Origin of the sequence: Streptomyces sp. NPDC001843, assembly GCF_042891955.1 — a bacterium.
Lineage (GTDB): Bacteria > Actinomycetota > Actinomycetes > Streptomycetales > Streptomycetaceae > Streptomyces.
Genome location: NZ_JBIATQ010000012.1, coordinates 308670 through 331029 on the forward strand (window position 1 = coordinate 308670; position 22360 = coordinate 331029).

Consider the following 22360-nt stretch of genomic DNA (forward strand, 5'->3'; position numbering starts at 1 on the left):
CTTCGGACCCCTTCGTCAGCCGATGGCCACTCGGCTTCAGCATATGCCGGGGAACCGGCGGTCCCCGGCGCGGGTGGGTTCACCCGGGTGGCGCGGGGACGGGTCAGGCCGGGGACAGCAGTTCCACCACGCGACGGGCCGTGGCCGCGTCCCGGGCCGCGGTGAAGGGCAGGGCGTTGCCGCCGGTGATCCGGAACGGCTCGCCCGCGAGCGTGAGGTGGGCGCCGCCCGCCTCCTCGACCAGCAGCAGCCCTGCCGTGTGGTCCCAGGCCGCCTCCCAGGAGAAGGCGGTCGCGTCCAACTCGCCGCGGGCGACAGCCAGGTACTCGAGCCCCGCGGACCCGCAGGGGCGGGGCTCGACGCCCTGCGTCCACAGGCCGAGCAGGGCCTGCTTCTGCTCGTCGGTGGTGAAGTCCGGGTGGGAGGTGGCGACGCGCAGGTCCCGGTCGGGGTCGGGGGTGCCGGCGTGCAGCGGTACGCCGTCCAGGAAGGCGCCCCTGCCCCGGACGGCGGTGGCCAGTCGGTCGTGGGCGGGCGCGTAGGTCCAGGAGGCGAGCGTGACGCCGCGGTGGGCGAGGGCCACCAGCGTGCAGAAGCCCTCGTCGCCGTGCACGAACTGCCGAGTGCCGTCGACGGGGTCGATGATCCACACGGGCGCGTCGCCCTGGATCGCCTCGTAGGTCGCCGGGTTGGCGTGCACCGCCTCCTCGCCGACGACGCGGGAGCCGGGCAGCAGCGCGCCGAGCTTGTCGGTGAGGTGGAGCTCCGCCAGGCGGTCGGCGTCGGTCACCAGGTCGTGGGGGCCGCTCTTCTGGTCGATGTCGTGCGCGGCGAGCCGGCGGAAGCGGGGCAGGATCTCGGTGGCGGCCGCCTTGCGGATCGCCTCCTCCACGTCGGCCGCGTGGCGGGTGAGGAACGTGTCGAGAAACTCGTCGGTGGTTTCCTTGTGTCCGATCATGCCTCCATGAGAGCACGTGGCACTGACAATCCCCGCCGGGGTGGTGGACACCGGGTGGAATCGGGTTGAAGAAGCCGGGTCACCGTCCCACCGCATACCCCTGCATCCCGCGCGGATTGGCCGCCGCCGACAGGATGCCGCTCTCCGGGTCCCGGGCGACCGCGCACAGGCGTCCCTCCGACCAGGCCGGACCGACCGTGACATCGTGGCCGCGGCGCCGGAGTTCGTCGACGGTCCGGGGGGCGAGACGTGACTCGACGGTCAGGCTGCCGGGGCGGCTGCCGCGCGGGTAGAAGGAGCTCGGGAAGCTGTCACTGTGCCAGTTCGGTGCGTCGATGGCGCCTTGGAGGTCGAGACCGCCGCGGACGGGGGCGTGCAGGGCGACGGCCAGGAAGAAGTGCAGCTGCCACTGGTCCTGCTGGTCGCCGCCGGGGGTGCCGAAGGCCATGACGGGCACGCCGTCGCGCAGCGCCAGGGACGGGGTGAGGGTGGTGCGGGGGCGGCGGCCGGGGGTGAGGGTGTTCGGCAGGCCCTCCTCCAGCCAGGCCATCTGCAGCCGGGTGCCGAGGGGGAAGCCGAGCTCGGGGACGACCGGGTTGGACTGGAGCCAGCCGCCGCTGGGCGTGGCGGCGATCATGTTGCCCCAGCGGTCGACGACGTCGAGGTGGCAGGTGTCGCCACGGGTGCCGCCACGGGCGGAGACCTCGGCCTCTCCCGGGATCTTCATCACGGTGGGCTCGCCGACGCCCATCGGGTCGAAGCCGGGTTCCGCGTCGGTCCTCACGCGCGCGTGGACGGGCAGCCGGGGCTCCCGCCCGCCCGGGCTGCCGGGCCGCAGCTCGTACGAGGCCTGCGCGCCGACGAGCCGCCGCCGCCCGGCGTTGTAGCCTTCCGACAGCAGCGCGTCGAGCGGCACCTCGGCCGCGTCCCCGTACCAGGCCTCCCGGTCGGCCATGGCGAGCTTGCAGCCCTCGACGAGCAGGTGGACGTAGTCGGCCGAGCCGTAGGGAGGCAGCTCCGGCGGGAGCAGGGCGAGCTGCTGGAGCAGGGCGGGGCCCTGGCTCCAGGGGCCGGCCTTGCACACGGTCCAGCCGTTCCAGTCGTACGTCACCGGCGACTCGTAGGTCGCGGACCACCCGGCGAGGTCGGCGGCGGTGAGTGTGCCGGTGTGCCGCTCGCCGCTGGAGTCGAGGGTGGGGCGGGCGGCCTGCCGGACGAGCGCCTCGGCGATGAAGCCCGTGCGCCAGACCTCGCGGGCGGCCTCGATGCGTGCCTCGCGGTCCCCCGCCCCGGCGGTCTCGGCGAGCAGCCGCTTCCAGGTGGCGGCGAGGGCGGGGTTGCGCAGCAGCTCCCCGGTGCGGGGCGCACGGCCGCCGGGGAGGTACACCGCCGCCGAGGAGGTCCATTCCGTCTCGAACAGCTCCCGTACCGTCTCCACGGTGGCGCCGACGTTCTCCACGGGCGCGTGCCCGTGTTCGGCGTATCCGACGGCGTACTTCAGGACGTCGTCGAGGGACTTGGTGCCGTAATCGCGCAGCAGCAGCATCCAGGCGTCGAACGCCCCGGGCACGGCCGCGGCGAGCGGTCCGGTGCCGGGTACGAGATCCAGCCCGAGCCCCCTGTGGTGCGCGGCCGTCGCCCCCGCCGGCGCCACGCCCTGCCCGCACAGCACGCGCGCCTCGCCGCCGGCCGGGGCGAGCAGCATCGGCACCTCACCGGCGGGCCCGTTGAGGTGCGGCTCGACGACATGAAGCACGAACGCGCCCGCGACGGCCGCGTCATAGGCGTTGCCGCCGTCCTCCAGCACGGCCATCGCCGACTGGGAGGCCAGCCAGTGGGTCGACGACACTATGCCGAAGGTCCCCTGCAGGGTGGGCCGGGTGGTGAACATACCCGGAGGCTATCGACTGCCCTGCGCACCTGTCCCGAAGTGATCGCACAGGCACGGAGCGAGTTCGCACTTCCACCCCACAGGGAGTCGTGTGACACTGTCGTCCCCCCGGCGGTGCGGACCCCTCCGCCCCGCTCACCGCTCCCCCACGAGAAGTGCGCCGTGCCCTCACTTCCCCTGCCGCTCGCCCTGACCGCGCGCCTGTCCCCGGTGGTCGTCCTGGCCACGGCCGGCTGGGCGCTGACGTCCGGTCCGTTCGCCCCGACGCCGGCCGCCGGGCACCAGCCGTCCGTGGCCGACACGGCCACCCAGGCGCCCTCGGCGCCCTCCGCCACGACGGCGTCCAGGACGTACACCGCCGCGCCCGCGCCCTGCGGCAGCATCACGCCCAAGACCGTCACATCGCTGGTGCCCGGGGCGAAGACGACGGGCAAGGAGATCCCCTCCACCGACACCAAGCTGCGCCGCACCTGCTCCTGGAACGCCCTCAAGGGGTTCGACTACCGCTGGCTCGACGTGTCCTTCGAGCTCATGGAGTCGAGCCAGGCGGCCGAGAAGGAGTACCAGGAGCGCGTCACCGAGAAAAGCGGCGGAGGGGATGTTCCGGGTGTCGGTGACTCCGGGTACTCGGTGGTGAACCTGACCACCGAGGACAAGCAGCAGACCCGCGAGGGCGTGGTGCTGGTGCGGGTCTCCAACGCGCTGGTGGTGGTGACGTACAACGGCAGCGACTTCGAGACGAAGAAGGCGCCGAGCACGGATGTGATCAACAAGGGCGCCATCAAGGCGGCCAAGGACGCGGTGACGGCCCTGGAGGGCAGCAGGAGCGGCTGACGCCCTCCGGGGCCGACGGGACGTCAGATCGCGGTGTCCTTCCGTCCGGGCAACAGCATCAGCGCCAGGTACAGCACCAGTGACGTGCCGAGGCCCACCGCCCAGCCGTAGTCGGCGAGCGAGGACAGCGCCGGGATCGGCCGGCCGTCGATCAGGGGTTTGAAACTGGCGCCGCCGACGGCCAGCACGCCGCCGGTCAGGAAGGCGGCGACCGCCCGCCAGTTCCAGCCGCCCTCGTACCAGTACCGGCCGCCCGTGCGGTACAGGTCGGTGAGGTCGAGGCGGGTGCGGCGCAGGATCCAGTAGTCGGCGATGAGGATGCCGGCGACCGTGCCGAGCAGGCCGCCGACCAGGCCGAGCCAGGTGAAGATGTAGCCCTGCGGGTCGGAGTACAGCTTCCAGGGGAAGATCAGTACGCCGAGCACACAGGTGGCGAGGGCGCCGGTACGGAAACTGATCCGGCGGGGCGCGATGTTGGAGAAGTCGAACGCCGGTGAGACCAGGTTGGCCGCGATGTTGACCGACAGGGTCGCCACCAGGACCGTCACCAGCGCGTACAACAGACCCACCACGCTGTCGGTCTGCGCGGCCAGTTGGACCGGGTCCCAGATCGGCTTGCCGTACACCGCCTGCGAACCGGATGTCACCAGCACGGAGAGGAAGGCGAAGAGGGTCATCGTGGTCGGCAGGCCGAGCGCCTGGCCCCGGGTCTGCGCCTTCTGGCTCCTGCCGTACCGGGTGAAGTCCGGGATGTTCAGCGACAGCGTGGACCAGAAGCCGATCATGCCCATGAGGGAGGGCCAGAAGAGCTTCCAGAAGTCGCCGCCCCAGCCCAGCTTGGAGGGCTGGTCGAACAGCGGGCCGAGGCCGCCGGCCTTGCTGCTCATCCACCACAGCATCACGAAGGCGCCGACGAGGACGAAGGGCGCCGCCCAGTTCTCGAAGCGGCGGATGGTCTCCATGCCCCGGTAGATGATCGCGACCTGGATCGCCCAGAAGAGCGCGAACGACAGCCACATGGTCCAGGCGTACCCGCCGATGTGCGAGGCGTTCGACCAGCTGTCGCCGATCAGCTTGCCGGCGAGGAAGTAGATGGCCTCGCCGCCGATCCAGGTCTGGATGCCGAACCAGCCGCAGGCCACCAACGCCCGCACCACGGCGGGCAGGTTGGCGCCGCGCACCCCGAAGGAGGCGCGGGCGAAGACCGGGAAGGGGATGCCGTACTTCGGTCCCGCGTGCCCGGTGAGCAGCATCGGCACGAGCACGATCAGGTTGGCCAGGGCGATGGTGAACACCGCCTGCTTCCAGTCCATCCCCACGGCGATGAGCCCGGAGGCGAGGGTCCAGGAGGCCGTGTTGTGGGCCATGCCGACCCACAGCGCGGAGAAGTTGTAGGTGGTCCAGGTGCGTCCGGCCACCGGGACCGGGAGCAGGTCCTCGTTGGCGTAGGGGCCGCTGGGCTGTGGCGCACCGGGGGCGATCTCCACCCGGCCGTCGGCGAGGGTGACCTGGGCGGTCGGCGGTATGGCGGTGGGAGCGGTGTCGGTCATGGGCAGGCCAATCGAACGAGGTGGGACGGGAGAGGCCGTGCGGGCACTCGCCCCTCCCCGGGGAGGTGGGGAGGGGTGACCAGGAGTGGGGGGTTGGGCGGGGGTGGTGCTGCGGGTCAGGAGTTGACGGCGGGGATCACCTGCGCCCCGTAGGCGTCGATGACCTTCTCCTGCGCATCGTGCATGTCGTACACCGCGAACTGGTCGACGCCCAGCTCGCGCAGCGCGTTCAGTTTCTCGATGTGTTTGCCGACCGGGCCGATCAGGCAGAACCGGTCGACGATCTCGTCCGGCACGAACTGGGTGTCGGGGTTGCCGCTGCGCCCGTGGTGGGCGTAGTCGTAACTCTGGCGGGCCTTGATGTAGTCGGTGAGTTCGTCGGGTACGGCGGCGGAGTGCTCGCCGTACTTGGCGACCAGGTCGGCGACGTGGTTTCCGACCATTCCGCCGAACCAGCGGCACTGCTCGCGGGCGTGGGCGAGCGCCTCGGGCGAGTCGTCGTCGGTGACGTACGCGGGGGCGGCGACGCAGATTTTCACCTCGAACGGGTCGCGGCCGGCGACGCGGGCGGCGTCCTTCACGGCCCTGACCATGTACTCGGTCAGATAGAGGTCGGCCAGCTGGAGGATGAACCCGTCGGCCTCCTCGCCGGTCATCTTCAGCGCCTTGGGCCCGTACGCGGCCATCCACACGGGCAGTTCGGCGCCCGGCTTGATCCACGGGAACCTGACCACCGTGCCGCCGAGGTCGGCCTCCTCGCCCCGGCCGAGCGCCCGGATGACCTTCATGGCCTCGCTGATGCGGGCGAGGGTGTTGGGCTTGCGGCCCGCGACGCGCATGGCGGAGTCACCGCGGCCGATACCGCAGACGGTGCGGTTGCCGAACATGTCGTTGAGGGTGGCGAACGTGGAGGCGGTGACCTCCCAGGTGCGGGTGCCCGGGTTGGTGACCATGGGGCCGACCTTCAGACGCTCCGTGTTCGACAGGATCTGACTGTAGATCACAAAGGGTTCCTGCCAGAGCACGGCGGAGTCGAACGTCCAGCCGTGGGTGAAGCCGTTGCGTTCGGCGCGCTGCATCAGGCTGACGACGCGGGAGGCCGGCGGGTCGGTCTGCAGGACGAGTCCGAAGTCCATGAGCGCCACTCCTAGGTGAGGTACTGACAGGTGGAGCGCGGGGTGTAGACGCCGTGGCCGGCGCGTCCGGTGTACTCCCGCTCGGTGATGACGGGTTCGCCGCGCGAGAGCACGGTCTCGACCCGGCCGGTGGTGTGCCTGCCCTCGTACGCCGAGTAGTCGACGTTCATGTGGTGGGTCTCGGCGGACATGACCTGCTCGGCGTGCGGGTCGTAGATGACGACGTCGGCGTCGGCGCCCGGGGCGATGGTGCCCTTCTTCGGGTACATGCCGAACATCCGGGCCGGGGTGGCGCAGGCGATCTCGATCCAGCGGCGGCGGCTGATGTGCCCGTCGACGACGGCCTGGTGGAGCAGGTCCATACGGTTCTCCACGCCCGGAAGACCGTTGGGGATCTTGGAGAAGTCGCCGCGGCCGAGCTCCTTCTGGCCGGTGAAGCAGAACGGGCAGTGGTCGGTCGAGACCACCTGCAGGTCGTTGGTGCGCAGGCCCTGCCAGAGCCTGGCCTGGTGTTCCCGGGGCCGCAGGGGCGTCGAGCAGACGTACTTGGCGCCCTCGAAGCCGGGCTCGGCGAGGTTGTCGGTGGACAGGAACAGGTACTGCGGGCAGGTCTCGCCGAACACGTTGAGACCCTCGTCGCGGGCCCGGGCCAGCTCGGCGACCGCCTCCATCGCGGAGACGTGCACGACGTACAGCGGGGCGCCGGCGACCTGGGCGAGCCTGATGGCCCGGTGGGTGGCCTCGGCCTCCAGGAGGGCCTTGCGTACCTCGCCGTGGTACCTGGGGTCCGTCTCGCCGCGTGCCAGTGCCTGCTCCACCAGCACGTCGATGGCGATGCCGTTCTCCGCGTGCATCATGATCAGGCCGCCGTTCTCGGCGGAGCGCTGCATGGCGCGCAGGATCTGGCCGTCGTCGCTGTAGAAGACGCCCGGGTAGGCCATGAACTGCTTGAAGGAGGTGACGCCCTCCTCCACCAGCAGGTCCATCTCCTTCAGCGTCTCCTGGTTGACGTCGGAGACGATCATGTGGAAGCCGTAGTCGACGGCGCAGTTGCCCTCGGCCTTGGCGTGCCAGGCGTCCAGGCCCTCGCGCAGGGAATGGCCGACGCTCTGCACCGCGAAGTCGACGATCGTGGTGGTGCCGCCCCAGGCGGCGGCCCGGGTGCCGGTCTCGAAGGTGTCGGAGGCGAAGGTGCCGCCGAAGGGCAGCTCCATGTGGGTGTGGGCGTCGACGCCGCCCGGGATGACGTACTTCCCGGTGGCGTCGATGACTGTTTCGGCGGTGAAGGCCTCGGCTGCCGGGGTGCCGGAGGCGGCGAGGGCGGCGATGCGGCCGTCCTCTATCAGGACGTCGGCGTGGATCTCGTCGGACGCGGTGATGACGAGGCCGCCACGGATGACGGTACGGCTGCTCATGATCCCTCTCCTGCCAGAGTCGACGGTTCGGTCAGGGCGCGGTCAGCGGGGGGTACGCGTCGGGGCGGCGGTCCCGGTAGAACTGCCAGCGGTCGCGGACCTCGCGCAGTTTGGCCATGTCCAGGTCGCGGACGACGAGTTCGGTCTGCTTGTCGGATGCCACCTCGCCCACGAACTGCGCCTCCGGGTCGACGAAGTACGTCGTCCCGTAGAAGTCGTTGTCGCCCAGCTCCTCGACCCCGACCCGGTTGATCGCGCCGACGAAGTACTCGTTGGCGACGGCCGCGGCCGGCTGCTCCAGCTGCCACAGGTAGGCGGACAGGCCGCGCGAGGTGGCCGACGGGTTGAAGACGATCTCGGCACCGGCCAGGCCCAGGGCCCGCCAGCCCTCCGGGAAGTGGCGGTCGTAGCAGATGTAGACCCCGATCCGCCCGACCTTGGTGTCGAAGACCGGCCAGCCGAGGTTGCCGGGACGGAAGTAGAACTTCTCCCAGAACCCCGGTACTTGGGGAATGTGGTGCTTGCGGTACTTGCCGAGGTACGAGCCGTCCGCGTCGATCACGGCCGCCGTGTTGTACAGGACGCCGGGCTGCTCCTCCTCGTACATCGGCAGGATCAGGACGATGCCCAGTTCCTTGGCGAGTGCCTGGAAGCGCTTGACGATGGGGCCGTCCGGGATCGCTTCGGCGTACTCGTAGAACGCCTTGTCCTGGACCTGGCAGAAGTAGGGGCCGTAGAACAGTTCCTGGAAGCACAGCACCTGAGCACCCTGCGCGGCCGCGTCGCGGGCCGCCTGCTCGTGCACCCGGATCATCGACTCCTTGTCGCCGGTCCACGCGGTCTGGAAGAGGGCGGCACGGATCACTCTGCTCATCGGGACCTCCGGTCGCTCGGTGTAGAGCTCGGTGTGCGAGAACAGTAGGAAGTCCGAAATCCGGCTTTGAGTTGCACGGTGTCACGTCTGCGGGCGTGCGGCGTGCCACGGTGTCACCCTTGCGTGAGCCCATGTTTCACCGCCGTTTTCGCAGGTCGTCGTAGGTTTCAGCCTTGTTGCGCGTCGTGCGCGAGGAGTGCGATGTGCACGGATGCGGCCTGCTCGAAGTCGTCGAGGTCGACACCGAGCCGGCCCTGTATCGCTTCCAGCCGGCGGTAGAGCGCGGGCCGGGAGACATGGTGGAGCTGGGCGGTGCGGGACTTGTTGCGCCCGGTGGCCAGATAGGTGCGCAGCACGGACAGCAGGTCGTCGTCGGACGGGCACAGCAGCCCGTCCAGCTCCCGCTCCGCGAACGACTGCACGTGCGGGTCGTCCCGGAGCAGCCGGACGAGGCCGCGCAGATGGACGTCCCTGAGGCGGACCACGGCCGGGAGGTCGAGGGCGGCCGAGGAGTCGGCCACGGCGTCGGCGACGTGCTGGGCCTCGCGCAGCCCCGCGGGCACGTCGTCCCAGGCGGTCCGCGGATCGGCGGCGGCGACCACCGTGCGGGCCTGACCGGACTCGGTGCGCAGCCGGGCCGCGAAGTGCGCCGCGAGGGCCTCGGCGTCCTGGTCCCGGGGGAGGCTGAGGAGCACGGCGGTGGCGTCGTCGGCGAGCTCGGCGACGATCCCCGGCAGACCCAGCAGCCGCAGCATGCGGTCGAGTCCCGCGGGTTCCGTGTCCCGTACGACGAGCGGCACGAAGGTGCGCCGGTTGACCGGCAGCCCGGCGGCGCGGGCCCGGGGCAGCAGCTGGCGGGCCGGTACGACGCCGGAGACCAGGTCGGTGAGCAGGCTCTGCGCGGACTGCTCCTCCCAGGTGTGGGCCGAGCCGCCGCCGAGCATGCGGTGCAGGACGAGCGCCTCCGCGGCGCGGTCGGCGAGCAGCCGTCCGGTGGCGGTGTCGCCCCGGTGGCCGCACAGCACGATCCAGCCCCATCGCTCGCCGCGCCCGCCGAGGTCGGCGCGGATCCAGCCGTCCCCCGCGGCGCCGCCGGCCTGCCGGGCGATGCGTTCCCAGTCGCGCAGTACGTCGTCCACGGCGGACCGCTCCCCCGCCGTGGCCAGGACGCGGTGGGCGAGATTGGTGACGACGACGGGGCAGCCGCTGTGCTGGGCCACCTCGTCCAGGAGCCGTTGCAGCGGGGCGCCCGCGGTGATGAGCCCGGTGAGGGCCGTGCGTACCGCCTCCGACAGGCTCACGGCGGCGAACTTCCGGCGCACCAGCCGCGACTGCACCTCCTCGGTCAGTTCGGCGAACGGGAACGGGCGGTGCAGCACGACCAGGGGAAGCCCGCACCGTTCGGCGGCCCGGCGCATCACCTCCGGAGGGGCGGGGAAGGCCCGGCCGAGCCCGAGGACGACGGCCGCGGCCTCCGCGCGGTGCAGCGACTGGATGTACTCGGTCTGCTTGCCCTCGTCGCCGGCGAGCAGCACACCGGTGGTGAGCACCATCTCGCCGCCGCTGAGCATCACGCCGACGTCGGGGGCCTCGGCGACGTGCACCCAGCGCACCGGCCGGTCGAGCCGGTCGGCGCCGGCCACCACCTCGGGCTCCCCGGCGAGCACCCGCTCCAGGCCGAGGACCTGCCGTACCGACAGGGCGGGTTCCAGGCTCTGCAGGGTCTCGAAGGTGGTGGTGGCCATGGCCGTCTTTCCCTTTGCTCGAGTGCCGCCGGGCGCGGCTCAGCCGGTGCTACCAGATGCTCCTCAGAGCGTTTTCGAGGATCGCGGCGCCCTCCTCGGCCTCCGCGACGGTCAGGGACAGCGGGGGTGCGATGCGCAGGGCGCTGGTGTTGTGGCCGCCGCCCTTGCCGATGAGCAGCCCGTCGGCGCGGGCCGCCTCCAGCACCGCGGCGGCCGCCTGCGGGTCGGCCCGGTCGGTCCCGGGCTTCACCAGTTCCACGCCGATCATCAGTCCGCGTCCGCGTACCTCCCGTACGCCGGGGAGCTGGGCGGCGACGGCCCGCAGCCGCTCGATCAGCAGGCCGCCGACCCGCCGGGCGTTGCCCTGCAGGTCGTGTTCCAGCAGGTACGTCAGGTTGGCCAGACCCGCCGCCATGGTGATCTGGGTACCGCCGAACGTGGCGATGCTGTTGGCGTCCAGGCAGTTCATGATCTCGGCGCGGGCGACGACCCCGCCGATGGACATGCCGTTGCCGATGCCCTTGGCGAAGGTGAGGATGTCCGGCGGTCCGCTGCGGCCGTGCGCCTGCCAGCCCCAGAAGTGGCCGCCGGTGCGGCCCCAGCCGGTCTGCACCTCGTCGGCGATCCACAGGATGCCCTGCTCGCGCAGGACCTCGCGGAAGGCGGCGTACAGGCCGTCGGGCGGGGAGGTGAAGCCGCCGACACCTTGGACGGGCTCGGCGATCAGCGCGGCGGGCGGGCGGGTGTGGCCGAGGAGGTCCTTCAGGTCCTCGACGCAGGCGGCGGTGAACTCCTCGTCGCTCAAGCCGGCGTACGGGCCCCGGGTGCGGACGCCGCCGTGGACGTACAGGGTCTGCAGCGGGGACAGGGAGGTCGGGGACCAGCCGCGGTTGCCGGTGATGCCGACCGCGCTGAAGGAGCGGCCGTGGTAGCTGTTGCGCATCGCGAGGATGGTGTTGCTGCGCCGGTAGGTGGTGGCGAGCAGCAGGGCCGTGTCGTTGGCCTCGGTGCCGGAGGTGGTGAAGAACACCCGGGCGTCCGGGATGCCGGACAACTGGGCGATGCGCTCGGCGAGTTCGACCATCGGCCGGTTGAGGTAGAGGGTCGAGGAGTGGACGATCCGTCCGGCCTGCTCGCTCACCGCCTTCGTCACCTCGGGCAGCGCGTGCGCGGTCATGGTGGTGAGGATGCCGCCGAAGAAGTCGAGGTAGCGCTTGCCGGAGGCGTCCCAGACGTACCGGCCCTCGCCGTGGGTGAGCTCGATCGGGTCCTCGTAGTAGAGGGCGAGCCAGTCGGGCAGGACGGCCCGGTGGCGGCCCAGCAGGTCCTTGGTCACGGCTGCACCAGCCCTTCGTAGGCGTCGGGGCGGCGGTCGCGGTAGAACGCCCACGTCTGCCGCACCTCTTCGATGAGGTCGAAGTCGAGGTCCCGGACGACGAGTTCCTCCTTGCTGTCGCTCGCGGGTTCCCCCACGAACTGTCCGCGCGGGTCGACGAAGTAGCTGGTGCCGTAGAAGTCGTTGTCGCCGTAACTCTCCACGCCGACCCGGTTGATGGCGGCGACGAAGTACTCGTTGGCGACGGCCGCCGCCGGTTGCTCCAGCCGCCAGAGGTGGGAGGACAGGCCACGGTGGGTGGCGGACGGGTTGTACACGAGCTGGGCGCCGTTCAGACCGAGCTGCCGCCAGCCCTCCGGGAAGTGCCGGTCGTAGCAGATGTACACGCCGACCTTGCCGACGGCGGTGTCGAAGACGGGCCAGCCGAGGTTGCCCGGCTTGAAGTAGTACTTCTCCCAGAAGCCCTTGACCTGCGGGATGTGATGTTTGCGGTACTTGCCGAGGTAGCTGCCGTCGGCGTCGATCACCGCCGCGGTGTTGTAGTAGAAACCCGACTGCTCGATCTCGAACACCGGGACGACGATCACCATGCCGGTCTCGCGGGCCAGCTCCCGCATCCGGCTGACCGTCGGCCCGTCGGGCACCGGCTCGGCCCAGCGGTAGTGCTCAGGCTCCTGGACCTGGCAGAAGTAGGGCGCGTTGAACACTTCCTGGAACCCGATGACCTTGGCGCCCTGCCGGGCGGCCTCGCGGGCGTGCTCCTCGTGTTTGGCCACCATGGACGCGGTGTCACCGGTCCAGGTGGCCTGGACCAGTGCGGCGCGGACGACGTTCGTCATGAGCTGCTCCTTGGACGGGACGTTCATCCCTCTACGCCCGTAGATGCAAGCCGTAGAGGGACGAACGTAAGCCTCCCGGACGGCCTTGCCAAGACCATCGTCGTCAACCCGCTGGGTCGATCGTGTTTCACACTCCAGTGGACGATCGGCGGGCGCCATGGCGCTCAGGCGGCGAATCCGGCGACCCGGACGGCGTGCAGCACGTCCCAGTGCCGCTCCTGCGAGACGTCCCGCGCGGCCTGGAGCAGCAGCGGCACCAGACGCCGCGGGTCGGCCGCGACGCTGCGGGCGGCCTCCTCGGGGGTGCGGACCCGGACGTAGGCGTCCAGCAGGACGTGCACCTCGCGCTCGCGGCCCTCGGCGTCCAGTGCCAGCACCGCCTCGCCGATCTCGGCGGCGGGCCGGGCGACACCCTGCCGCAGGATGTGCCGCCCGTCGGCGGAGCGGCCCGCCGCCTCCAGCGCGTCGGCCGCGGCCACCAGCCGGTCGGCGGGCAGCGAGGCGGCCTCCCACAGCAGGGTCGCCCAGTCCGCGCCGAGCCCGGCGCGCTCGAGTTCCGCCGCGAGCAGCGGGAAGCGGGCGGCGGGCCAGTAGGCAGCCTCGACCAGCAGGGCGTGCGCCTCGCCGCTGCGGCCCTCGGCCCGGAGCCGTACGAGGCTCTCCACGGCCCCGCCGACGGCCTGCTCCGCCTGCGGGTCGGGGCTCGCCCCGGTCCGCGGCCGCGGCCGCGGCACCTCCCCCGTGGCCGCTCCGGCGAACCGTGCACCGCGCGGAGTGCGCCGGGGCGCGGGCGGGGGCGCCGGGTCGGCGGCGAGTGGTGGCACCGGCGCCTGCGGTACGACGACCTGCGCGACCTCGGCCTCGGTCATCCCGGCGAACCGGGCGCTGCCTCGGCGGCGCTTGCGCCGTCGGGCGGGGGCGGGGGTCGGTTGGGAGGCGGGGGCCGGTTCGGGGGCCGGTTCGGGGGCCGGTTCGGGGGCCGGTTCGGGTGCGCGGGCGGGCCCGGACGGAGCGGGGTGCTCCTGGTCGGGTACCGGCGCCCGGACGGGGCGGCGGAAGGTGTGGAAGGCGTTGTCGGGGGCGATGGCCTGCTGGAGGTCGCCTGCGGCACGGGATGCCGGGCCGGGGGCGGAGCGGGCACGGAGGTCGCCGTCCGGGGCGCCGGCTGCCGGGTCGTGGGAGGGGCGGGGGGTACCCGCTCCCGCACCCGGAGCGCCCGGCGCCGGCTCAGGGCCGTGGTGGGCGTGGTCCGGGCCGGCCGGAGAGCGGGGCGCCCGGGAGCGGATGCGGTACTCGCGGAGGAAGCCCTCCGTCGTGGTGTGCTGCGGAAGGCCGTCCGAGGGGCGGGGTCCCGGAGCGCGATCGTCGACGCCGTCGGCCGTGCCGTGTGCCGGACACGGGCCCGTCGGGGCGCCCGTCGAGGGACCGTCGCCGGAGCCGTCCACCGGGAGGCCGCCCGATGCCGCCCACGTCGGCGGCACTCGATGGGCCGCCCGCTCGGCCGGGGCCACCTCCCCGCGCCCCTGCGGGGACCTGTCCCCGACCTGGAGCACGTCCCCGTCGGTGTCCCGCCGGACTGGCGACGCGGTGTGCGTCGCCCGCCGGTCCAGGTCCGCCATCCGGGCGCGCAGTTCCGCGCACCGCGCGGTGGCGCGTTCATGGTCGTCGCGGGCCCAGGCGAGGTCGAGGCGGAGCGCGTCGGCCTCCTCCGGGGTGGCGGCCGAGGCCAGCAGCCGGCCCAGTTCGGCCTGCCGTTCGGCGGCGTACCGCTGCTCGCGCAGCATCACGTCGAGCCGGTCGCCCAGTTCGTCGCGGGCGCCCGGCCGGGCGTCGTGGGCGGTGAGGGCGGCCACGTGCAGAACCCGGGCCCGTTCGCGCTCCGCGCCCGCCGCCGCGGTCCCGTAGGCCCCCGCGAGATCGTGCAGAAGTGCCTCCACGACGTCCCACGGCGGCACCTCACGCCCGGCGAGACAGGCCCGCATACCGTCGGGGTCGCGCTGCCAGAACACCCCGCACCAGCCGCCGCCCTGGTCCAGGCGTGCCAGCAGACCGTCCAGGTAGCTCGCGAACTCCCGCACCCGCCCGGGAAGTTGATCCACAGCCATCGCCCAACTCCCGCCAGACCGGAGCACTCGGGTCGGTAGGCAACACCAGGCGTGTTACGGGCATGCTACGGGCGGTTTTCCACGGGTGTTCCGAAGACCCACTTAACGGGATCTTGACCCGTCGACCTCAATGGGATCTTGACCCGTCGCCGGGGTACCGGACGCCGCGCGTCACACCGCGACCGGCGTGCACCGGTCCGCCACCTCGTCCATCGACAGCCCGAGCACCCGGGCCAGCGCGGCCACCGTGAAGAACGCCGGGGTCGGAGCGCGGCCCGTCTCGATCTTGCGGAGGGTCTCGGCCGAGATGCCCGCCTCGGCCGCGACGTCCGTCATGCTCCGGGCACCGCGCGCGTCACGGAGCAACCGGCCGAGCCGCTCGCCGCGTTCACGCTCTTCGGGGGTGAGGGGGTTACGCACCATGCGACCATTCTAATACCGGTATAACAATTGGCGGCGGTGAAAGTGAAGAGGCACGAGAGCCGCCGGTACCGAACGAGGGCCGACGGCGCCGGCGCACCCCCTGACCGCAGTCGGCCAGAACATGCCGCCCCGAACAGAACATGCCATCGTGGCATGAGCGCCCCCCTATCCGGTTACCCGGCGGGAGCCAGACGTCAGCGAAGGAACGGAAAGCGATGACCAGCGGTTTCATCGGCCCGGAGGGTGACCCCTTCGGCGAATTCCTCGCCCGCTTCTTCGGCGGAGCCGGCCCCCATCCCAGCGCACGCCAGATCGACATCGGCCGTCTGCTGAGCCAGCCGGCCCGGGAGCTGGTCCGAGGTGCCGCCCAGTACGCCGCCGAACACGGCAGCCGGGACCTGGAGACGCAGCACCTGCTGCGCGCGGCGCTCACCGCGGAGCCCACCCGCAGCCTGCTCAGCCGGGCCGGCGCGGACCCGGACTCGCTCGCGACGGAGATCGACGAACGGTCCGGCCCGCCCCAGGGACCGCCGGGCGAGACGCCTCCCCCGACGACGATGTCCCTGACCCCGGCCGCCAAGCGCGCCCTGCTGGACGCGCACGACCTGGCCCGGTCCCGCGGCGCGGGATACATCGGCCCGGAGCACGTGCTCAGCGCACTGGCCGCGAACCCCGACTCGGCCGCCGGGCACATTCTGCACGCGGCCCGGTTCGGGTCCTCCGCGCTGCCTCCCGAGGCTCCCGAGGCCGACCGGGCGCGGGCCGCCGAGCGGCAGCGTCCCACGTCGACGCCGACGCTGGACAAGTACGCCCGTGATCTGACCGACCTGGCCCGGCAGGGGGGCATCGACCCCGTGATCGGGCGGGAGGACGAGATCGAGCAGACCGTCGAGGTGCTCTCCCGCCGCGGCAAGAACAACCCGGTGCTGATCGGTGACGCGGGTGTCGGCAAGACCGCCATCGTGGAGGGGCTGGCCCAGCGGATCGCCGACGGGGACGTCCCCGACGTGCTGAGCGGTCGCCGGCTGGTCGCCCTGGACCTGACCGGGGTGGTCGCGGGCACCCGTTACCGCGGTGACTTCGAGGAGCGGCTGAACAACATCGTCGGCGAGATCCGCGCCCACTCCGACCAGCTGATCGTCTTCATCGACGAACTGCACACCGTCGTGGGCGCCGGTGGCGGCGGCGAGGGCGGGCAGATGGACGCGGCCAACATCCTCAAGCCCGCGCTGGCCCGCGGCGAGCTGCACATCGTCGGCGCGACCACGCTGGAGGAGTTCCGGCGGATCGAGAAGGACGCGGCGCTCGCCCGCCGGTTCCAGCCGACCTTGGTGCCCGAGCCGACGGTCGCGGACGCGATCGAGATCCTGCGCGGACTGCGCGACCGGTACGAGGCCCACCACCAGGTCCGTTACACCGACGAGGCGCTGGTGGCCGCCGTGGAGCTGTCCGACCGCTACCTCACCGACCGCCACCTGCCGGACAAGGCGATCGACCTGATCGACCAGGCGGGCGCGCGGGTGCGGCTGGGCGCCCGGACGAAGGGCACGGCCGTACGCGCCATGGAGCGCGAGCTGGAGCAGCTGACCCGGGACAAGGACCAGGCGGTCGCTGACGAGCAGTACGAGCAGGCGACGCAGCTGCGCGACCGGATCGCGGAGCTGAAGGGGCGGATCACGGAGAGCTCCGGCGAGGACCGGGCCGACGAGGGCCAGGACCTCCAGGTGACCGCCGAGGCCATCGCCGAGGTGGTGTCCCGGCAGACCGGCGTCCCGGTCAGCCGCCTCACCCAGGAGGAGAAGGAACGGCTGCTCGGCCTGGAGGAGCACCTGCACCAGCGGGTGGTCGGCCAGGACGAGGCGGTCGGCGTGGTCGCCGAGGCGGTGCTGCGCTCGCGCGCCGGTCTGGCCAGCCCCGACCGGCCGATCGGCAGCTTCATGTTCCTGGGCCCGACCGGTGTCGGCAAGACCGAGCTGGCCCGGGCGCTGGCGGAGGCGCTGTTCGGCAGCGAGGACCGGATGGTCCGCCTCGACATGAGCGAGTACCAGGAGCGGCACACCGTCTCCCGGCTGGTCGGCGCCCCGCCCGGGTACGTCGGGCACGAGGAGGCCGGCCAGTTCACCGAGATGGTGCGCAGGCACCCGTACTCGCTGCTCCTCCTGGACGAGGTGGAGAAGGCGCACCCGGACGTCTTCAACATCCTGCTGCAGGTCCTGGACGACGGCCGGCTGACCGACTCACAGGGTCGCACGGTGGACTTCACCAACACGGTCATCGTGATGACCAGCAACCTCGGTTCGGAGGCGATCACCCGGCGCGGTGCGGGGATCGGGTTCGGGCCGTCGGGTGCGGAGGCGGACGAGGAGGCGCGGCGGGAGCAGATCCTGAGGCCGCTGCGCGAGCACTTCCGGCCGGAGTTCCTCAACCGCGTCGACGAGATCGTCGTCTTCCGCCAGCTGACCGGCGAGCAGTTGCGGCAGATCACCGACCTGCTGCTGGGGCGGACCCGCCGGCTGCTGACCGCGCAGGGCGTGGCGGTGGAGTTCACCGACGCGGCCGTGGGCTGGCTCGCCGAGCGCGGCTACCAGCCCGAGTACGGCGCCCGGCCGTTGCGCCGCACCATCCAGCGCGAGGTCGACAACCAGCTCTCGCGGCTGCTGCTCGACGGCCGGGTCGAGGAGGACAGCCGGGTGACGGTGGACGTCGAGGACGGGCGGCTGGTGTTCCGCGTCGCGGACCTTGCCGAGCAGCCGCCCGCTCCCGAGCTGTAGGGACCGCGTGGTCCCGGTTACGGCGCCGGGTCCACCACCATGGCCGAGCCGCCGCCGCGCCGTACCTTCTCGGCGGCGGCCAGCCACTTCCCGTTGCCCAGCCGCTGCACGCCGGTCGCCGCGCCGATCTCCGGGTTGAGTTTGAAACTGTGGCCGATGGCCTCCAGCTTCGCCCTCAGGTCACTGTCGTAGAGCCCGGGTTCGAGTTCCGTCTGGGCCGCGTTGCGCTGGCTGGCGCGCGGTGCGGCGATGGCGTCCACCAGGGGCAGATGCCGGTCGAGGAACCCGGTCAGGGTCTGCAGCACGGTGGTGATGATGGTCGCGCCGCCGGGCGAACCCAGCGCCACCACGGGCCTGTTGTGCCGGTCGAGCACGATGGTCGGCGAGATCGACGACCGCGGCCGCTTGCCGGGCCCGGGCAGGTTCGGGTCGTGCACGGCCGGGTTGGCCGGGGTGAAGGAGAAGTCGGTCAGCTCGTTGTTGAGGATGAACCCGCGGCCGGGCACGGTGATGGCGCTGCCGCCGGTCTGCTCGATGGTGAGCGTGTAGGAGACGACGTTGCCCCACTTGTCGGCGACGGTCAGATGGGTGGTGTTCTCGCCCTCGTACGTCGTCGGGGCCGCCTTGCCACCGGTGCCGCAGGCCGCCGGGTGGCGCGGGTCGCCGGGCGCGACCGGGCTGGTGAGGACGGTGTCGTCCTGGATGAGGCAGGCGCGCGAGTCGGCGTAGCGCTGGGAGAGCAGCGCCTTCGTGGGTACGTCCTCGAAGGCGGGGTCGCCGACCCAGCGCCCGCGGTCGGCGAAGGCGATGCGGCTCGCCTCGATGAAGTGGTGCAGGTACTGCACCTCGCTCGCCTTCGAAAGGTCCGTGTCTTCCAGGATGTTGAGGGCCTCGCCGACCGTGGTGCCGCCGGAGGAGGAGGGGGCGATGGAATACACGTTCCGGCCGCGGTACGACGTCCTGGTGGGCGCCTGGAACTTGGCCCGGTAGACGGCGAGATCCTTCTCCGCCAACTTGCCGGGGCGGGCGTTCCAGCCGGAGGCGGGGTCCACGGGCGGGTGTTCGACCGTCTTGACGATGTCGTCGCCGATGTCTCCGCGGTAGATCGCGCCGGTGCCCTTACGGCCCAGTTCCTCGTAGGTGCGGGCGAGATCCGGGTTCTTGAGCGTGGAGCCGACGACCGGGAGCCGTCCGTTCGGCAGGAACAGCTTCGCGGTGTCCGGGAAGTAGCGGAACCGGGTCTCGTTGGACGCGGTCTGCGCGCGGAAGGTGTCGTCGACCGTGAAGCCGTCGCGGGCGATCCGCTCGGCGGGCTTCAGGACCGTGCCGAGGCTCCTGCTGCCCCACTCGTCCAGCGCCGCCTGCCAGGTGGCGGGGGTGCCAGGTGTGCCGACGCTCAGGCCGCTGCTGACGGCGTCGGCGAAGGCGAGCGGCTTGCCGTTCTCCACGAACAGGTCGGAGTCGGCGGACAGGGGCGCCGTCTCACGACCGTCGATGGTGCGCACCGTGCGGGACTTGGCGTCGTAGTAGACGAAGTAGCCGCCTCCGCCGATGCCGGAGGAGTAGGGCTCGGTGACGCCGAGCGCGGCGGCCGTGGCGACGGCGGCGTCCACGGCGTTGCCGCCCCTCTTGAGCACCTCGATGCCGGCGGCGGAGGCATCGGCGTCGACGCTGGCGACGGCACCGCCGTAGCCGACGGCGACCGGAACCTTCTTCGTGGCCGACTCGCCCGCTGTCGCGGCGGGCGGAACCGCCGCTCCCGCCGACACCACCACGGCGGCCGAAACCGCCACCACAGCCAGTTTCCGCGTGCCAGGACGACCCATCCGAACCTCCCGTCGGGACAGTCCGCGCAGCGTAACCACAATGCCGTACTACCGACAGTACGCCTCGGTGACCCGCCACACGAACGTCACACGTCGAACACCGGTACGTAGTCGTCGCCCGTCCCCGCTAGCATGCGCGGCCATGAACGACGACGTGCGCAACATCGTCCTGGGTGTGGTGGCCGCGGGCATCAGCGCCGCGCTGGGCTGGATCGCCCGGACATACCTGTGGAGGCGCAGACTCCGCCGCAAGCAGGCGTTCTTCGGACTGCCCGACAACTCCGAGTCGCTCCTGGTGGTCAACCGTGGTGCCGGCGGGCCGGAGTTGTCGGTGATGCGCTACGACGTGTTCGCGCTCCTGGAACTCGCCGCCCTGATCAAGGACTGCAACGCCCACGCCCAGATCCTCCCGCACGACACGGCTCGCCAGGGATTCGGCGAGCGCACCGAGTTCTGCGTGGGCGGCCCGGCTTCCAACCGCCGCATGTCGGCCCACCTCGCCTCGCTGCTCCCCGGCATACGGGTGAACGTCGACGCCGAACCGGGCCCGGAACGAGGAGCTTTCCAGATCGGTTCCGAGCGCTACCGCCTGAACGCCGGCAGGGAGGAGTACGTGCTCCTCGCCCGGCTCACCGGGGGACGCGGCGAGAACACCCGCCCCGTCTTCCTCCTCTGCGGCCAGACCGCGATCACCAACCAGGCCGCCGCCCGCTACCTCGCGCGCAACCACGAGCGGCTGTCGCGCAGGAACGGCGCCGGCTCCTTCGTGCTGCTGCTGAAGGTGCTCAACTCGGAGGCCTACGGTCCGGACGTCGTCGAGCTCGTGGCGGACGTGACGCGCACCGCCCAGGCGCCCCTGCCCGAGGCTGCCACGCCACGCAACTCCCACCGGGCGCCCTGAATACCTTCACACCGCAACAATCTTTACCCGTACGTAACTTACCGGCGGGTTACCTTCGGTAAGGAACCCCGGTTACCGTCTGGTCACTTTGCACTGACACGAGTGAGGAGTGGCCGTGGGAAACCGTCGTCAGGCCCTGCGTACGACCGCCGTGGGCACCGTCTCCGCCATGCTGATCACCGGTGGCGTCCTCGGGCTCGCCCCGGCCGCGCAGGCGGCGCACAGCGGCGTGCGCTTCGTCGACATCGCCGGCGAGGGCGGCACGCCGCTCAAGGCGAACGTCGTGACGCCCGCGGACGCCGACGGCTCCCGCAGCTACCCCCTGATCGTGCTGCCCACGAGCTGGGGCCTGCCGCAGGCCGAGTACCTCGCCCAGGCCCAGAAGCTCGCCGACTCCGGGTACGTCGTGCTCACGTACAACGTGCGCGGGTTCTGGCAGTCCGGCGGCGAGATAGAAGTGGCGGGACCGCCCGACACGGCCGACGCCTCCAAGGTGATCGACTGGGCGCTCGCCAACACCCCCGCCGACCCGGAGCGCGTGGGGATGGCGGGGGTCTCCTACGGCGCCGGCATCAGCCTCCTGGCCGCCGCGCACGACAGGCGGATCAAGGCCGTCGCCGCGCTGAGCGGCTGGGCGGACCTGATCGGCTCCATCTACTCGGGCCGCACCCAGCACGTCCAGGCCGCCGCCCTGCTGGACGGCGCGGCCACGGTCACCGGCCGGGAGGGCCCCGAAGTCCGCCAGGTCTTCGACGACTTCTACGCCTCGAACCTGGCGAAGGAGCCCGAGCTCGTGGCCTGGGGAAAGAAACGTTCCGCCGATACTTACGTCGACGATCTGAACAAGAACGGCGCGGCCGTCATGCTGGCCAATGCCTGGGGTGACAGCATCTTCCCGGCCAACCAGTACGCCGACTTCTACCAGAGGCTGACCGGCCCCAAGCGGCTGGAACTGCGCCCCGGCGACCACGCCACCGCCGAACTGACGGGCCTGTTCGGGCTGCCCAACGACGTGTGGACCGACACCGGGCGCTGGTTCGACCACTACCTCAAAGGCGCGGACAACGGCATCGACCGCGAGCAGCCGGTCCAGCTGAAGTCACGTACGACGGAAGGCTACGAGGGCTACCCGGACTGGAAGTCGGTCGCTGCCACCCGCCGGAAGATCGCCCTCGCGGGCTCCACCACCATCCACGCGAACGTCGACTCGGGCGCCGACGGCGGGGTCGTCTTCCTTTCCAGCATCCTCGACCAGGTGGCGCAGCTGCCGCCCATCGCCTCCATGCCGCTGCTACCCCGCCGCTGGGCCGCGGTCTGGCAGTCGGAGAAGTACGCCTCCGTGCAACAGGTGCGCGGAACCGCACAGCTGCACACCACGCTCACTCCGACCAAGGAGAGCGGCACCCTCGTCGCCTACCTGTACGACGTGGGGCCGCTCGGCCTCGGCAAGCTGGTGACCCACGCGCCGTACACCTGGCACGGACGGACGCCCGGCCAGTCGTTCGACGTCGACCTGGACCTGTTCTCCACGGCCTACGACGTTCCGGCCGGGCACCGTCTCGCCCTCGTCGTCGACACGGTGGACCCGCTCTACATCGAGCACAACCCGCCCGGCGCGCAGCTGACCTTCTCCTCGCCCGCGGAAGACCCGTCCTACGTGTCCGTACCGCTGCGCGAGCAGTGATCGCCGGCTGCCGCCGGCCGGGTCTGGCTCGGTGAACTGCCACCCCATGAAGGGAACATCCTATGCGACGAC

General features: G+C 71.8%; 16 protein-coding genes. 4 read left to right on the forward strand and 12 right to left on the reverse strand.

What is annotated here, in order from left to right; translation table 11 throughout:
* Nucleotides 1-103: 103 nt before the first annotated feature.
* Both ACFYZQ_RS29060 and ACFYZQ_RS29065 read right to left on the reverse strand, forming a co-directional pair.
* A complete protein-coding gene (locus ACFYZQ_RS29060; RefSeq protein WP_389153810.1) occupies nucleotides 104-958 on the reverse strand; it encodes an inositol monophosphatase family protein in 855 nt (284 codons plus the stop codon).
* Nucleotides 959-1037: 79 nt separating this feature from the next.
* A complete protein-coding gene (locus ACFYZQ_RS29065; RefSeq protein WP_389153813.1) occupies nucleotides 1038-2849 on the reverse strand; it encodes a gamma-glutamyltransferase family protein in 1812 nt (603 codons plus the stop codon).
* A 162-nt stretch (nucleotides 2850-3011) separates the two neighbouring features.
* Between ACFYZQ_RS29065 and ACFYZQ_RS29070 the strand changes: the two genes are divergently transcribed.
* Nucleotides 3012-3683 carry a hypothetical protein gene (locus tag ACFYZQ_RS29070; protein ID WP_389153815.1) on the forward strand — a complete coding sequence of 224 codons (672 nt, stop codon included), beginning with the start codon at nucleotides 3012-3014 and terminating at the stop codon, nucleotides 3681-3683.
* Nucleotides 3684-3706: 23 nt separating this feature from the next.
* Here the strand turns inward: ACFYZQ_RS29070 and ACFYZQ_RS29075 are convergent, their stop codons facing one another.
* The 9 genes from ACFYZQ_RS29075 to ACFYZQ_RS29115 all read right to left on the reverse strand — a co-directional run bounded on the left by ACFYZQ_RS29075 (nucleotide 3707) and on the right by ACFYZQ_RS29115 (nucleotide 15106).
* Complete coding sequence (locus tag ACFYZQ_RS29075) at nucleotides 3707-5233, reverse strand: NCS1 family nucleobase:cation symporter-1 (protein WP_389153818.1); 1527 nt, start codon at nucleotides 5231-5233, stop codon at nucleotides 3707-3709.
* A 116-nt stretch (nucleotides 5234-5349) separates the two neighbouring features.
* A complete protein-coding gene (locus ACFYZQ_RS29080; protein ID WP_389153820.1) occupies nucleotides 5350-6369 on the reverse strand; it encodes a TIGR03842 family LLM class F420-dependent oxidoreductase in 1020 nt (339 codons plus the stop codon).
* 11 nt (nucleotides 6370-6380) lie between these two features.
* Nucleotides 6381-7784 carry a dihydropyrimidinase gene (gene hydA / locus ACFYZQ_RS29085; RefSeq protein WP_389153822.1) on the reverse strand — a complete coding sequence of 468 codons (1404 nt, stop codon included), beginning with the start codon at nucleotides 7782-7784 and terminating at the stop codon, nucleotides 6381-6383.
* Nucleotides 7785-7815: 31 nt separating this feature from the next.
* Nucleotides 7816-8658, reverse strand: coding sequence for a nitrilase-related carbon-nitrogen hydrolase (locus ACFYZQ_RS29090; protein ID WP_389153825.1), 843 nt, complete (start codon nucleotides 8656-8658; stop codon nucleotides 7816-7818).
* Nucleotides 8659-8825: 167 nt separating this feature from the next.
* Nucleotides 8826-10403: a PucR family transcriptional regulator gene (locus tag ACFYZQ_RS29095; RefSeq protein ID WP_389153828.1), complete on the reverse strand. Its 1578-nt coding sequence runs from the start codon at nucleotides 10401-10403 to the stop codon at nucleotides 8826-8828.
* Between the two features lie 49 nt (nucleotides 10404-10452).
* On the reverse strand, nucleotides 10453-11739 hold the full coding sequence (locus tag ACFYZQ_RS29100; protein ID WP_389153831.1) for an aspartate aminotransferase family protein: 1287 nt from the start codon (nucleotides 11737-11739) through the stop codon (nucleotides 10453-10455).
* Complete coding sequence (locus tag ACFYZQ_RS29105) at nucleotides 11736-12578, reverse strand: nitrilase-related carbon-nitrogen hydrolase (RefSeq protein ID WP_389153834.1); 843 nt, start codon at nucleotides 12576-12578, stop codon at nucleotides 11736-11738. The genes ACFYZQ_RS29100 and ACFYZQ_RS29105 overlap by 4 nt, the downstream gene beginning before the upstream one ends.
* Before the next feature lie 164 nt (nucleotides 12579-12742).
* Nucleotides 12743-14683, reverse strand: a complete 1941-nt coding sequence (locus ACFYZQ_RS29110; RefSeq protein ID WP_389153837.1) for a hypothetical protein — start codon at nucleotides 14681-14683, stop codon at nucleotides 12743-12745.
* A gap of 171 nt (nucleotides 14684-14854) precedes the next feature.
* Nucleotides 14855-15106 (reverse strand): helix-turn-helix domain-containing protein, encoded by a 252-nt coding sequence (locus ACFYZQ_RS29115; protein ID WP_389153840.1) that lies wholly within the window; start codon nucleotides 15104-15106, stop codon nucleotides 14855-14857.
* Between the two features lie 215 nt (nucleotides 15107-15321).
* On the opposite strand from ACFYZQ_RS29115, the gene ACFYZQ_RS29120 reads away from it, so the two are divergent.
* Nucleotides 15322-17877, forward strand: coding sequence for an ATP-dependent Clp protease ATP-binding subunit (locus ACFYZQ_RS29120; protein ID WP_389153843.1), 2556 nt, complete (start codon nucleotides 15322-15324; stop codon nucleotides 17875-17877).
* Between the two features lie 17 nt (nucleotides 17878-17894).
* Here ACFYZQ_RS29120 and ggt read toward each other — a convergent pair whose 3' ends face one another.
* Complete coding sequence (gene ggt / locus ACFYZQ_RS29125; RefSeq protein ID WP_389153845.1) at nucleotides 17895-19703, reverse strand: gamma-glutamyltransferase; 1809 nt, start codon at nucleotides 19701-19703, stop codon at nucleotides 17895-17897.
* A gap of 142 nt (nucleotides 19704-19845) precedes the next feature.
* Between ggt and ACFYZQ_RS29130 the strand changes: the two genes are divergently transcribed.
* Nucleotides 19846-20604 (forward strand): hypothetical protein, encoded by a 759-nt coding sequence (locus tag ACFYZQ_RS29130; RefSeq protein ID WP_389153848.1) that lies wholly within the window; start codon nucleotides 19846-19848, stop codon nucleotides 20602-20604.
* Between the two features lie 115 nt (nucleotides 20605-20719).
* Nucleotides 20720-22288: an alpha/beta fold hydrolase gene (locus tag ACFYZQ_RS29135; protein ID WP_389153851.1), complete on the forward strand. Its 1569-nt coding sequence runs from the start codon at nucleotides 20720-20722 to the stop codon at nucleotides 22286-22288.
* Nucleotides 22289-22360 lie beyond the last annotated feature (72 nt).